At 69.0% G+C, this 13429-nt stretch carries 10 protein-coding genes; 6 read left to right on the top strand and 4 right to left on the bottom strand.

The features are described from left to right. Window positions 1-64 precede the first annotated feature (64 nt). The 4 genes from ACWD02_RS06470 to ACWD02_RS06455 form a co-directional block, all read right to left on the bottom strand. Window positions 65-2215, bottom strand: coding sequence for an outer membrane protein assembly factor BamB family protein (locus ACWD02_RS06470; RefSeq protein WP_451205115.1), 2151 nt, complete (start codon window positions 2213-2215; stop codon window positions 65-67). Between the two features lie 199 nt (window positions 2216-2414). Beyond that, a complete protein-coding gene (locus ACWD02_RS06465; RefSeq protein ID WP_451205109.1) occupies window positions 2415-3227 on the bottom strand; it encodes a citryl-CoA lyase in 813 nt (270 codons plus the stop codon). Beyond that, the gene (locus ACWD02_RS06460; RefSeq protein WP_451205106.1) at window positions 3224-4423 is read right to left on the bottom strand and encodes a CaiB/BaiF CoA transferase family protein; all 1200 of its coding nucleotides are present in this window, start codon (window positions 4421-4423) and stop codon (window positions 3224-3226) included. The genes ACWD02_RS06465 and ACWD02_RS06460 overlap by 4 nt, the downstream gene beginning before the upstream one ends. A gap of 40 nt (window positions 4424-4463) precedes the next feature. Further along, window positions 4464-5231 carry an IclR family transcriptional regulator gene (locus ACWD02_RS06455; RefSeq protein WP_451205103.1) on the bottom strand — a complete coding sequence of 256 codons (768 nt, stop codon included), beginning with the start codon at window positions 5229-5231 and terminating at the stop codon, window positions 4464-4466. A gap of 202 nt (window positions 5232-5433) precedes the next feature. On the opposite strand from ACWD02_RS06455, the gene ACWD02_RS06450 reads away from it, so the two are divergent. The 6 genes from ACWD02_RS06450 (at window position 5434) to ACWD02_RS06425 (ending at window position 13404) form a co-directional block, all read left to right on the top strand. Then, the gene (locus ACWD02_RS06450; RefSeq protein ID WP_451205100.1) at window positions 5434-6936 is read left to right on the top strand and encodes an aldehyde dehydrogenase family protein; all 1503 of its coding nucleotides are present in this window, start codon (window positions 5434-5436) and stop codon (window positions 6934-6936) included. Then, window positions 6933-8684, top strand: coding sequence for a thiamine pyrophosphate-binding protein (locus ACWD02_RS06445; RefSeq protein ID WP_451205097.1), 1752 nt, complete (start codon window positions 6933-6935; stop codon window positions 8682-8684). Before ACWD02_RS06450 ends, ACWD02_RS06445 begins: the two co-directional genes overlap by 4 nt. Before the next feature lie 122 nt (window positions 8685-8806). Continuing rightward, on the top strand, window positions 8807-9967 hold the full coding sequence (locus tag ACWD02_RS06440) for an ABC transporter substrate-binding protein (protein ID WP_451205095.1): 1161 nt from the start codon (window positions 8807-8809) through the stop codon (window positions 9965-9967). A 7-nt stretch (window positions 9968-9974) separates the two neighbouring features. Next, entirely contained in the window at window positions 9975-10844 is an 870-nt protein-coding gene (locus ACWD02_RS06435) for a branched-chain amino acid ABC transporter permease (protein ID WP_451205092.1), read from the top strand. Next, window positions 10841-12673, top strand: a complete 1833-nt coding sequence (locus ACWD02_RS06430; protein WP_451205089.1) for a branched-chain amino acid ABC transporter ATP-binding protein/permease — start codon at window positions 10841-10843, stop codon at window positions 12671-12673. The genes ACWD02_RS06435 and ACWD02_RS06430 overlap by 4 nt, the downstream gene beginning before the upstream one ends. Then, window positions 12670-13404 carry an ABC transporter ATP-binding protein gene (locus tag ACWD02_RS06425; protein WP_451205086.1) on the top strand — a complete coding sequence of 245 codons (735 nt, stop codon included), beginning with the start codon at window positions 12670-12672 and terminating at the stop codon, window positions 13402-13404. Before ACWD02_RS06430 ends, ACWD02_RS06425 begins: the two co-directional genes overlap by 4 nt. Window positions 13405-13429 lie beyond the last annotated feature (25 nt).

The following is a 13429-nucleotide window of genomic DNA, read 5'->3' as shown; positions in this document are numbered from 1 at the left end:
CGGTGTGAGGTGCTGCCGGGGTCCAGGCCTGCCGAGCTGCTGGACAGGGCGGGGGGACGGCCGGTCAGGTGACGACGACCTTGCCGGTGCTCTGCGGGGTGACCGGGTCGTTGTAGAAGTACTCGCCCGGGGTGTTGAAGCTGTAGGTAAAGGACTGGCCCGGCATGAGCAGCCCGGTGTCGAATTCGGCCTCGAAGAATGAGACGGCGCCGTGTGCGGACTTGTTGTCGGCCGGGTTGGTGAAGGTGACCGTGGTGCCCTTGGCGATGGCCAAATGCTGGGGTGCCATGGCGTTTTGGGACACGAGGTTCTCGGTGGTTCCCGGCGCGTTCTTGGAGCTGTCCCAGGCCCGGCCCAGCGTGATGGTGTTGCGGGCGGTGTCGCCGCTGACGGCCGCGGCGCGGATCTGGTTGCGCTTGGAGGGCGGGGTGGGTGCGGCGGCCGGCTTCACCTTGCCGCCGATCTTGAAGGCCCACAGGTGGTCGCCCTTGGGGATGTCGGGGTAGGGCAGGCCGTTGCCGCCCGCGAGGACGGCGATGTATTGCTCTCCGTCGATCTCGTAGGTGAGCGGGCTGGTGTTGACCCCGGCGCCACACTGCCAGGTCCACAGTTCACTGCCGTCGCGATCGTCGAGCGCGGTGAGCACGCCGTCTGGCCGGCCCTGGAAGAGGACGCCGCCCGCGGTGCTGAGGATGCCGTTGCCATGGGCGAGCGACCAGTCACCCTCCCGGCGCCAGGCGGTGGTGTTGGTGCGCGGGTCGACCGCGGCCAGGCCCCCGGCGAAGTATTCGCCCAGCGGGCGGGCGGTGTTGACGCGGCCGCCGTGGGTGTTGGAGTACGCGGAGTTGATCAGCCCGTAGCCGACGTAGACCAGGCCGGTGCGGTGGCTGAAGGAGGGGAAGGACCAGTCGGCGCCGCCGCCCGCGCCGGGGAAGATGATCGTGGCGCGGTCCCAGTGCGCCTCGAACAGGCCGCCGGTGGGGTAGAAGGGGACGGGGCGGGTGGCCTTGTCCAGGTGCGGCTCGGTGTCGACGAAGGGCTCGCCGCCGGGGAAGGGCTGGGTGGGGGAGGTTTTCTGTGCGGCGTGTTGGGGGACCGGACGTTCCTTCATGCCGTGGATCGGCTTCCCGTCGGCCCGGTCGAGGATGTAGTACATGCCGGTCTTGCTGCCGTACACCACGACCTGCTTCTTCTTGCCCTTGATCAGCAGGTCGGCGAGGACAGGGGACATGACGCCGTCGTAGTCCCAGATGTCGTGGTGGACGGACTGGAAGTGCCAGCGCCGCTTGCCGGTCTTGGCGTCGATGGCGACCAGGCAGTTGGCGAAGAGATTGTCGCCGCCGCGGGTGGAGCCGTCGGTGCGCGGGTAGGGGTTGCCGAACGTCCAGTAGACGAGGCCGTGTTCGGGGTCGATGGCGGGGTGGATCCAGCACACCGCGCCGCCGGTCTTCCAGGAATCGCCCTCCCAGGTGTCGTGGCCGAACTGGCCGGGGCCGGGGGTGCCCCAGAACGTCCAGACGACCTCGCCGGTGGCTGCCTTGAGCGCGTAGGCGCGGCCGCGGGCGCCGGCGGTGCTGCCCTGGGTGCCGATGTAGACCAGGCCGTCCCAGTAGACGGCCGCGCCGGCCAGGCCGCCCTTGCTGCCGCCGCACTGGCCGCTGTCCGGGTCGCAGTCGGGGTCGCCCTGATCCTCGACGAGCAGCTCGCGGGTCCAGCGGATGGCGCCTGTCCTCTGGTCGAGGGCGACGACCGTGTTGTCGCCGGTGATCGTAAAGGCCAGGCCTTGGCCCAGGGCGAGGCCGCGCATGTTGGTGGTGTCGGAGCCGACCTTGGTCTTCCACTTGAGGGCGCCGGTGCGGCCGTCGACGGCGAAGACGTTTTGCTGGGTGGTGGCCACGTACAGGACGCCGTTGTGGGCGATGCCCGCGCACTGCTGGTGGCTGGTGGTGGAGCCGTTCTCCAGGTTGATGTGCCAGGCGCCGCCCAGCTTGCGGATGTTGGAGGTGTTGATGTGTTTGAGCGCGGAGTAGTTCTGGTTGCCCAGGTTGCCGCCGGCCTTGGGGAAGTCCTTGCCGGTGGCGGCGTGGGCCTGGGCGGGCACGGGACGGGCCAGGGTGTCGGAGGCGGAAGCTGCTTGCGCCGGCGTCGAGTTGAGCAGGGCGACGGTCCCGGCGGTGGAGGCCGCGCCAGTGGTGAGGAAGCTGCGTCTGTCCATGGATCCCTCTTTCGAGACAGTGCCTGACGGGGCTGCGCCGGGTGCCGGCCGGTGTGCGCCAGGGGAGGGAGGGGAGGAGAACGAAACGGATCATGGTCCACTGTGCGGTTCGTGTGATCCGTGTGGTGGATGCCGCTTGTCGGAAAGCAACGTTAGGGACGGGGCGAGGGCGTGACAAGGGCCCGGAGGCGACTTGTTTTTACGGTGCGTTCTTCGGTGCCAGGCGGGCGGGCAGTACGGAGCGGGGGAGGGGCCCCTTGTTGCGGCGGCCCTGCCCGGCCTCCTCCCAGGCGTGGGCGAGGATGCCCACGGAGCGGCTCAGTACGAACAGGCCGCGGGCCAAGGGTGCCGAAAAGCCGAGCTCGGCGTAGATGACGGCTGTGGCACCGTCGATGTTCATCGGTACCGGCCGGGCCCCCGCACGGCGCTGTTGGAGCGCGGACTCGACGGCCAGGGCTGCCTGGAGGTAGCCGCCGTCGATGATGCCGTCGCCGATGGCTTGGTCGACCAGGTCGAGCAGCGGGTCGCGGCGGGGATCGCGGGGGTGGAAGCGATGGCCGAAACCGGGGAGGTAGCGCGAGCGCTCCTGCCAGCGGTTCATGGTCTGACGGGCCGCCTCGTCCCAACCGGCGCCCGCCGCATGCAGGGTGCGGATGTCGGTGAGCAACTCCACGCACTGCTGGCCCGCGCCGCCGTGCCCGTCACCGAGCATGTTGACTCCGGTGGCGATCGCGTTGTTCAGCCCGATGCCGCAGGTGGCGGCCATCCGGGCGGCGGCTATCGAGGGCGCTTGCGGTCCGTGGTCCACGCCGGCGACCAGGGCCGCCTCCAAGAGCGCCGCCTGGGGGGAGGAGGGCAGCTCGCCTCGGAGCAGAAGCCAGATCACCTCGACGAAGCCGGCCTGCCCGATGAGCTCTTGGATCGGGCGGTCGCGCAGCTCGATGCTGCCCGGTTCGATGTGGCTGACCGCGGTCGCCCACCACTGGGCTGCTTCGTCCTGTGATGCGGTCATGAGGCGGCAGCCTCGTCCGCCCCGGCCGAGGCCCAGGCACGGGCGAGCTCGGCGCGTTCGTCGTTGTGCTCGCCCAGCAGGGGTGGCGGAGAGGGAGGGGCGAACGCCTCACCGTCGAAGAGCACGCCGTTGCCCACCACCCGCAACGTCTGGTCGGGGCGGCCGGGGTGGGGCAGTGCGCTGACAAAGCCGCGGTGTTGCAACTGTGGTTGCTCAAGTGCCTGCGGCACCGTCAGTACCCGTGCCGCGGGCACGCCCTCTGCGTTCAGTTCGCGTTCCCAGTCGGCCGCCGGGCGTCGGGACAGTGCGGTGTTGAGTGCGGCATTGAGTTCGTCGCGATGAAGCTTGCGGCTCTCGCGCTCGGTGAAGCGCGGATCGCTCACCAGGTGTGGCGCACCGATCAGTTGGCACAGCGTCTCGAACTGGCGCTGCTGGTTGGCCGCGATGTTCAGGGGTCCGTCCTGGGTCTGGAAGGTGCCGGACGGTGCGGCGGTCGGATTCTGGTCGCTCAGCGGTTGCGGCGGGATGCCGCTGACGAGGTAGTTCGACACGGCCCAGCCCATGGTGGACATCGATGCCTCCAGCATGGAGACGTCAAGTCTGCTCCCGCGTCCGGTCCGTTCGCGCTGCAGCAGTGCCGAGGTGATGGCGAGCGCGGCCATCAGGCCGCCGGTGGTGTCACACACCGGGAAACCGATGCGCTGCGGTGCGCTCTGAGGCGTTCCGGTGATGCTCATCATCCCGGTCAGGCCCTGGATGATCTGGTCGTAGGCAGGGGCCTCGCTCATCGGTCCGGTGTGCCCGAAGCCGGAGATGGAGCAGTACACGAGGCGTTGGTTGATTTCGGCGAGCCGTTCCGGGCCGAAGCCGACGCGCGTGAGCACTCCGGCCCGGAAATTCTCCAGCAGGACGTCGGCACCGGCCAGCAGGTCCTCCAGGACAGCCCGGTCGGCGGTGTCCTTGAGGTCGAGCTCGAGGGATTTCTTGCCCGCGTTCTGTGCCAGGAAGGAGGCCCCGATCCCGTCTCGGTTCAACGCGGCCTCGGGGCCGAGATTACGGGCGAGGTCGCCCTGACCGGGACGTTCGACCTTCACTACTTCCGCGCCCAGCAGCATGAGCTGGTAACTGCAATACGGCCCGGCCAGCACATTCGTCAGGTCCAGCACGCGTATGCCGTCCAGTGGTCGTCCGTGCATGTACGTCTCCTTTTGGGCGCCGGTGTACGGCGCGCCTGGGTTAGGTGCGCGGCCCCAGGGGATGGGCGAAGCCCTGGGCGGCGATCTGCGCAGCGACTTCCAGCAGGTCCTGCGCGAACTCCTCGATCGCCGGGTCGGGGATGCGGGCGCTGGGCCCGCTGAGGGAGAGCGAGGCGACTACCAGGCCCGACTGCGAGCGGATGGGGACGGCCACCGCGGTCAGGCCGATGTCGCGCTCGCCGTGGCTGGAGGCGAAGCCCTGCTGCGCCGCCTCGTCCGCCCACAGGCGCAACTGCTCGGCGTGAGCTGCGCCATGCGGTGAGGCTGCTGCGACACGCTGCAGCAGGCCGTCTTGGGCCCCGATGAGCAGGACCTTCGACGAGGCTCCGGCCCACAGCGGCAGTTCGTCGCCCACCCGCACGACATGCCGCAGCGGCTGCGGACTTTCCTGCTGGGCGACGCAGACGCGGTGGATGTCACGCCGGATCATCAGGTTGGCCGTTTCGCCGCGCCGGTCGGACAGCTCGCGCAGCACTTTCTGCGTGTCGGGGGGCAACTCCCAGCTGGTGTGGGCCAGATGGGCCCAGCGCCACAGACCGGGGCCGGCGGTGTAGCCGCCGGGAGTGGCCCACAGCAGGCCGTAGTGCTCGAGCGTCTGCACCAGGCGGACCACGGTGGTCTTGGGCAGGCCGGTGGCCTCCACCATGTCCCGCAACGGGACGGTGGGCTGATCTTCAGTCAACAGCGACAGGATGTCCAGAGCGCGCCGGACACTGCGTACCCCGCTCTGGTTGTGCTCCGCTTCCATGCTCTTTCTCCTCCTGCGTCGGGGCCATCGCCTGATCGGGGACGGTCTGGTGTGCCAGCTTCCACCAACGGCGCTGCTGTCGTGAACTTGCCGGAACTTCCTGGTGCCGACCTATTGCCACGGCCTCTCGGCGCCCGTACGTTACACGCCAGTCCACAGAGCAGTCCACGAAAACCACTAGATGGTTTTTTCTGGAGATGTGATGCTGCAACACCTCCTCAAGGCCGCCGACTCGACCGACGTCGTCGACGCCCTCCCCTTCATCGCCGGATCCTGGGGCGGCGAAGGTCTGCCCCTGCAACGCACCGGCCCATACCTCAGGCGCACGGTCAGCCAAGTGCCCGCCGCCACACCGTCGGACATCACCCGTGCCCTGCAGCACAGCAACCGGTACGCCGACCAGGTCGCCTCCCTCGCACCGGCCGCGCGCGCCGCCATCCTGGAAAACGCCTCCCGCACCGCCTCGGCCCACCGGGACCGCCTCGCCCGCCTGCTGGCCCTCGAACTCGGCAAGCCGCTCACGGACGGCCGCACGGAGATCGACCGCGTCGCCTCCACCTTCGCCGTCTGCGCCGCCGAGGCCCGCCGCATCGACGGTGAGAACCTCCCCGTGGCCGGCTGGGACACCGGCATCGGCAACACGGCCCTGACCTACCGCGCCCCCGCCGGGGTGGCGCTGGCCATCACCCCGTTCAACGCGCCCGCCAACCTGCTCGCCCACAAACTGGGTGCCTCCTTCGCGGCCGGCAACACCACCTTGGTCAAGGCCCCGCCCCAGGCGCCCGCCGTCTCCACCGCGATCGTGGCGCTGCTGCTGGAGAGCGGCCTGCCCTACCAGGCGGTCCAACTGCTGCATGGCGGAGCGGACGTCGGCGCGGCCCTGTGCGCCGCCGACGAAGTCAGCGTCATCAGCTTCACCGGCAGCGCCGCCACCGGGGCCGCCGTGGCCCGGGCCGCCGGGGCGAAGCGGCTCGCCCTCGAACTCGGCGGCAACGCGGCCACCATCGTCTGCGACGACGCCGACACCGAGGCGGCCGCGGCGCTGTGCGCCAAGAACGGCTACAGCAACAGCGGCCAGAGCTGCATCTCCGTCCAGCGCGTCTACGTGCACCGCAGCCGCTTCGACACCTTCCTCGACACCTTCACCGCCGCTGTTGATGCCCTCGTCGTCGGCGACCCCCTCATTGAGGACACCGACATCGGGGCGATGGTCGACGAGGACGCCGCCGAACGCGTCGTGCAATGGTCCAAGGAGGCCGCCGGACTCGGCGCGAGCGTGATACGCGGCGGCACTCGCAACGGAGCCACCGCCGCCCCCACCATCATCGCCGACCCACCCGCGCACGCCTCCGTCGTCGTCCACGAAGTCTTCGGCGCCCTCGTCGCCGTCATCCCCTACGACGACTTCGACACCGTCATCGACGCCTGCAACGACAGCCGTTACGGACTCCAGGCCGGCCTGTTCACCCACGACATCCGCAAGATCCTCACCGCCTGGCGCCGCCTGCAGGTCGGCGCCCTGATCGTCAACGGGTCCTCCAACTACCGCCTCGACCATGTGCCGTTCGGCGGAGTCAAGGACTCCGGCTTCGGCCGCGAGGCCCCCCGTTGGCTCATCGACGACTACACCGTCGTCAAGACCCTCATGCTGCGCGGCCTGTCCGTCTGGGGCGAGCACCGCGACCTGCCCAAGGAGAACTCGTGACCACCGTCACCGCGGCCGAAGCCCTCGTCGCCCAGCTCGAGTCCTACGGAGTCAAGTACGTCTTCGGCACCTGCGGCCACACCAACATCGCCCTCCTGGACGCGCTCGGCCCCAGCTCCATCGAGTTCGTCATCGCCCGCCACGAACAGGCCGCCGCCCACGCCGCCGACGGCTACGCCCGCGCCACGGCACGCCCCGGCGTGCTGCTCACCCACGTCGGTCCCGGCATGATGAACGCCGTCACCGGAGTCGCCACCGCCGCCCTCGACTCCGTCCCCCTGGTCGTCATCACCGGAGACGTCCCCTCCTACTACTCCGGCCGCCACCCCCACCAAGAGGTCAACCTCCACGCCGACGCCGACCAGACGGCCATCTACCAGCCCTTCTGCAAGCGCACCTGGGACGTGCAGCGTGTGCAGGATCTGCCACGCGTCACGGAGCGCGCCTTCTTCACCGCCACCAGCGGCCGCCCGGGCGCCGTCCTGATCAACGTGCCGATGGACGTGTTCAGCCGACCCGTCACCGCATACGCCGGGGAGCACCCGCTCCCCGGGCATCTCGGCCGACCCGGACTGGACGAGGCCACCGCCGACCGCATGGCCGAGGCGCTCCTGCGGGCACAGCGTCCGCTGATCTACTTCGGCGGTGGTCTGCGCGGCCCCGGCGCCCGCGCCGCGCTGCTCGACATCGCCGAGCACCTCGACATCCCCCTCACCCACTCCCTGATGGGCAAGGGCGCAATCCCCGACCGCCACCCCCTGCTCCTGGGCATGCCGGGTTTCTGGGGCCTGGACACCACCCACGAGCACACCAAGGGTGCCGACCTCGTCCTCGCGCTCGCCACCCGTTTCGCCGAGACCGACGCCAGCAGCTGGGACGCGACCCACACCTGGAACTTCCCGCCCAGCAAGCTCATCCAGATCGACATCGACCCGGCCGAGATCGGCCGCAACTACCCGGTGCAGATCGGCGCGGTGGCTGATGTGACGCTGGCCCTGGAAACCGTCGCCGCCGCACTTCGCGCACGGCAGGACACGCCTGTCACCCGCCCGGGCCTGCGCGAGAACATCGCCGTCGCGCGACGTGGGGTGTTCGAGGCGGCCACGGAGGCGGGCCGCAGCGACAACTTCCCGCTGCGCCCCCAGCGCATCCTCACCGACCTGCGCGAGACGCTCCCCGAAAGCGCCGTGCTGGTCACCGACGTCGGGTGGAACAAGAACGGCGTGGCCCAGTGCTACGAACTTCCCGAGGAGGGCCGCTTCATCACCCCCGGCGGCGCCTCCACGATGGGCTTCGGGCCGGCCGCCGCAGTGGGCGTGCAGATCGCCCAGCCCGACCGCGTGGTCGTCGCCCTGATCGGTGACGGCGGCATGAGCGCCCAGCTCCCTGCGGTGCCGATGGCCGTCGAACAAGGCGCACCGGTCATCTTCGTCGTGATGAACAACCGCGCCCACGGCACCATCGCCGACCTGCAGGCTTCCTCTTTCGGCCGGTCCTACGGATGCGAGTTCACCGACACCGAAGGACGGCCCTACAGCCCCGACTTCGCCCAGTACGGGCAGTCCTGCGGCGCCGACGGCTACACCGTCAGCTCACCCGCAGACCTGCGCAAGGCGCTCGAAGACGCCATCGCACGGCGCCGCCCCGCCGTCCTCGATGTCCCCATGGTCAACGAACCGGTGCCCACCCCCGGCCACTGGAACATCAAGGACATCTATGCCGGCAACTTCCCGGCCGACACGGTCTGACAGCACCCACCGCACTCGCATCATCTCCGTCGGCCGCTTCCTTCGGCCGACGAAGGACGAGTCGCCTCCCCCCACCCGCCCACCCTTCCTTGCAGCCTGACGCCTACTCATGAGGTGACCGCATGAACCGACCCGCCCGTCCGCATGCACCACGCACCCTGCTCGTCAGCGCCGTCGCCCTCGTGGCTGCGGCAACCGCCTGCAGCGCCCCCGGCGAGAAGAGCGACACCGCAGGGTCCGACTCGGGCCCCATCAAGATCGCCGTCGTCAACGCCCGCAGCGGTCAGCTCTCCTCGCTGGGGGAGTGGGAGTACAAGGGCGCCAAGCTGGCCATCGACGAGTGGAACAAGAAGGGCGGCATCAACGGCCGCAAGATACAGATGAAGTCGTTCGACGACCAGGGCGACCCCACCACCGGTACCAACCTCGCGCGCAAGATAGTCAGCGAGAAGTACATCGCCATGATCGGCACCGCGGAGAGCGCCGTGACCGTCGCCATGGCCCCGGTGCTCAAGCAGGCGGAGATCCCCAACATCACCTCCGGCCAGGCCGACGCCCTGGTTGCCCAGAAGAGCCCCTACCTGTTCCTGAACGGGCCCACCAGTACCACCTACGACAGCACCCTCGCGAAGTACCTGATCGAGGACAAGGGCTTCAAGAAGATCGCGATGATCTCCAACAACGGCTCGTTCGGCAAGGGGGAGCACGACGCGTTCACCAAGGCAGTCAAGGACCTGGGCGTCACTCCGCTCTCCGATCAGGTCGTCACCACCGACCAGAAGGACTTCAGCGCCGCCCTCACCAAGATCCGCTCTGCCAAGCCGCAGGTCATCTTCATCGGATCGGAAGAAGTCGAAGCCGGCCTCATCGTCAAGCAGGCCCGTGACCTCGGTATCGACGCCCCCTTCGCGGGCGCCGCCCCACAAGGCACCCCCGTCTTCATCGACACGGCCGGAAAGAAGGCCGTCGAGGGCACCTTCGTCAGCTCCCCCTACCTCAGCAACGACATCAGCCCCGCCGCCGAGAAGTTTGCCGCCGCCTACAAGGCCGCCTACGGCGAGGAGGCCGAACTGCACGGCGCCAAGGCCTACGACGGCACCAACATCGTCCTCACGGCCCTGAAGAACAGCGACGTCGCCACCGGCAAGAAGCTGGCCGACGCGATGCGCGCCACCAACTACGACGGGCTGCTGGGCACCTTCCGGTTCGGCGAGGACGGCGTCGGGATCACCAAGACCACCATCGGTGTCATCCGGGCCGGCAAGCTCGTCGAAGACAAGTGAGGCCGCTGTGCAGGACACCTTCCAGACACTTGTCAGCGGACTGAGTCTCGGCGCGATCTACGCCCTGGTCGCCATGGGGTTCTCCCTCGTCTACCGCACCATGGGTCTGGTCAACTTCGCCCACGCCGACATCGCGATGATCGGCGCGTACGCCGCCTCCACCTTCTATCTCACCTCCAAGCTCCCCTTCGCGGTCGCCATGATCGTGGCGATCCTTGTCACCGGCGCCATCGGCCTGGTCATCGAACGTGTCCTGCGGCCACTGGAGAACAAGGACTTCGACCTGATGCTGATCGGCACGATCGGCTTCGGCATCGTCCTGCAGGCCGTCGCCATCCTCATCTGGGGCACCACCGGACGCGCCGTCCCCTCGCCCCTGGACTCCGCCCCGCTGGACATCGTCGGTATCCGCATCCGCACCTACGACCTGCTCGTCATGGGCGTCGCCGCCCTCGCCGTCGTCGCCCTCAGCTTCTTCCTCTCGCGCACCAAGCGCGGCGCCGCCATGCAGGCCGTCGCCATGGACCACGAGGCCGCCACCGCGGTCGGCATCAACGTCGGCCGCAGCAACGCCCTCGCCTTCGCCATCGGGGCCGGCCTCGCCGCCCTCGCCGGCGGACTGGTCGGCCCCATGCTCTACGTCGACGCGTCCCTGGGCGGCGCCCTGGGCATCAAAGGCTTCGCCGCCGCCATGCTCGGTGGATTCGGCTCCATCAACGGCGCCGTGACCGGCGGCATCATCATCGGCGTCCTGGACTCCTACGCCGCCGGCCACTTCCAGGGCTACTCGGTCCTCGTGACGTTCCTGGTGTTCACGGTGGCGATCATGATCCGGCCCACCGGAATCTTCGGCGAAAGGACGGTCAGCCGCGCATGAAAGCACGCATGCTCGCCATCGCCGCGCTAGCCATCGCGGCCTGGGCCCTCCCCTACGGCCTGGGCACCTACACCATCCACGTCGTCAACATCGCCCTCATCTACGCTCTGCTGGCGATCGGCATGGGCCTGGCCATGGGCATCTCCGGCCAGATCAACCTGGCCCAGGTCGCCTTCTTCGGTGTCGGCGCCTACAGCCTGGCCATCCTTACCACCCACTCCGGCCTCGGATTCTGGGCCGCCGCCGTCCTGGCCCTGCTGGCCGCCGTCGCGACAGGACTGCTCGTCGGTATCCCCGCCCTGCGCATGCAGTCTCACTACCTGGGCATCGTCACCCTGGGGCTGGCCCTCGGCTTCATCAACTGGATCACCAACGCCCACATCACCGGCGGCGCCGACGGCATCTCCGGCATCCCGGTGCCCTCCCTGCCCGGCGTCGACCTGTCCAGCGAATACCTCTACTACTACCTGGAAGCCGTCGTCTTCGCCGTCGGCCTCCTCTTCGGGCTCTTCGTCGTCCACACCTCGCTCGGACGCCGGCTGCGCGCCATGCGCGACGACTCGCTCGCCGCGGGTGCGATGGGAGCAGAGATCCCGCTGCTGCGCATGACCGCCTTCCTCCTGGCCAGCCTCTACGGCGGCCTGGCGGGCATCCTCTACGGCGGCCTCATCCGTTACGTGGCTCCCGAGACGTTCTCCATCAGCAACATGTTCATCCTGCTCGCCATGGTCATCATCGGCGGGCGGCGCTCTCTGGTCGGCTGCGTCATCGGCGCCATCGGACTCACGCTCGTCCGTGAATGGCTCTCCGACTTCTCCACCTACGCCCAACTCGGCTACGGAGTCGTCGTGGTCCTCATGGTGGTCTTCGCCCCCACCGGCCTCGCCGGTATCCCCGCCCGCGTCCGCGCCCGGTACCATCACCGGCGCGGCCGCCAGGCCGCCCGCGCCGAACTGCGCGCCTTCACCCCGTACGAAGCAGCGCAGATGCCGGCACCTGCCGCGCTGCTGCGCATCGAGGAGGTCAGCAAACACTTCCGCGGCCTGCGCGCCCTCGACTCGGTCTCGCTCACCGTCGACACCGCAGAGATACGCGGGATCGTAGGGCCGAACGGTTCGGGCAAGACCACCTTGTTCAACGTCATCAGCGGCTTCTACCGGGCCACCTCCGGCCGCGTGCACTTCGCCGACTCCGACACCACCACCGCCCGCCCCTACGCCCTCTCCCTGGCCGGCATGGCCCGCACCTTCCAAAACCTGCGCCTGTTCGGGCAGCTGACCGTGCGGGAGAACGTCCTCGTCGCGCTCGACCGCACCCGTACCCACGCCATCTGGCGCTACGCCCTGTGGCAGCCCGGCGTCATCCAGCAGGAGCGGCGTCTGCGCACCCAGGCGGACGAGATCCTCCAACGTTTCGGCCTGACCGACTTCGCCGACGCGGACCCGACGTCCCTTCCCTACGGCATCCAGCGCCGCATCGAGATCGCACGAGCCATGGCCAGTCGGCCACGCCTGCTGCTGCTCGACGAACCCGCCGCGGGACTCAACGGCGAGGAGGTCCAGCAACTCGTCCGCATCGTCCGCTCGATCCGCGACAGCGGCACCACCGTCGTCCTCATCGAGCACAACATGGGCCTGGTCATGTCGTTGTGCGAGAAGGTCACCGTCCTGTCCAGCGGGAAGGTCATCGCGGAAGGAACCCCTCAGGACGTCGTCGCCACCCCAGAGGTGATCGAGGCCTATCTGGGTGACTCCGAGCTGAGCGACCTCCAGCCCGGGCAACCCACGCAGAGCGGACGTTCGGACCGCGCCAAGGAGGCGTCATCGTGAGCTCATCCCCCCTGGGCCCGGCGCCCCGTCTCCAAGTGGACGACCTCAGCGTGCACTACGGCGGCGTCTGCGCCGTCAGCAACATCGGCTTCACCGTCGAAGCCGGCCAGTCCGTCGGAATCATCGGCGCCAACGGCGCCGGCAAGACCTCCACGCTCAAAGCCCTGATGGGACTCGTGCCCCGCAGCAGCGGCCGCATCACGCTGGGCGAGACAGACCTCTCCAAGGCCAAGGCCCGCGACATGGTCCGCCACGGCATCGGCTACGTCCCCGAGGGCCGGCACGTCTTTCCCGGCCTGCCCGTGGAGAAGAACCTCCTCCTGGGCGCGTACGCCCGCGCCTGGAACAGGGAAGTACACCAGCAACTCGAGGAGATCTACGACCTTTTCCCGGTCCTCGGCGAGATGAAGCACCGTCTTGCGGGGGCACTTTCCGGAGGTCAGCAGCAGATGTTGGCGATGGGCCGCGGTCTCATGAGCAGACCACGCCTGCTCATCCTGGACGAACCCTCCATGGGGCTGTCTCCCAAACTCGTCGGCAGCATCCTCGATGTGCTGCTCAGGCTGCGGGACGAGGGCCTGAGCCTGCTGCTGGTGGAGCAGAACGCGAAACTGACGTTCGGGGTCACCAGTCACTGCATCGTCATGGAGAACGGGGAGACCGCCATGTCCGGCAGCTCCGCCGCACTCAGCCACGACCCCCGCGTGCGCGAGGTCTACCTGGGCCTGTGACCCGTGGAGAATCCTGAGCGCGACG

It is taken from the genome of Streptomyces sp. NPDC002853, assembly GCF_053591915.1.
The sequence above is the reverse complement of the archived record's forward strand: the minus strand, read 5'-3'. Positions and strand labels throughout refer to the sequence as shown.

Excerpts from the sequence above, each read along its gene's own strand:
- ACWD02_RS06470 (WP_451205115.1), bottom strand. The coding sequence starts at position 2,215 with ATGGACAGACGCAGCTTCCTCACCACTGGCGCGGCCTCCACCGCCGGG.
- ACWD02_RS06465 (WP_451205109.1), bottom strand. The coding sequence starts at position 3,227 with ATGACCGCATCACAGGACGAAGCAGCCCAGTGGTGGGCGACCGCGGTC.
- ACWD02_RS06460 (WP_451205106.1), bottom strand. The coding sequence starts at position 4,423 with ATGCACGGACGACCACTGGACGGCATACGCGTGCTGGACCTGACGAAT.
- ACWD02_RS06455 (WP_451205103.1), bottom strand. The coding sequence starts at position 5,231 with ATGGAAGCGGAGCACAACCAGAGCGGGGTACGCAGTGTCCGGCGCGCT.
- ACWD02_RS06450 (WP_451205100.1), top strand. The coding sequence starts at position 5,434 with ATGCTGCAACACCTCCTCAAGGCCGCCGACTCGACCGACGTCGTCGAC.
- ACWD02_RS06440 (WP_451205095.1), top strand. The coding sequence starts at position 8,807 with ATGAACCGACCCGCCCGTCCGCATGCACCACGCACCCTGCTCGTCAGC.
- ACWD02_RS06430 (WP_451205089.1), top strand. The coding sequence starts at position 10,841 with ATGAAAGCACGCATGCTCGCCATCGCCGCGCTAGCCATCGCGGCCTGG.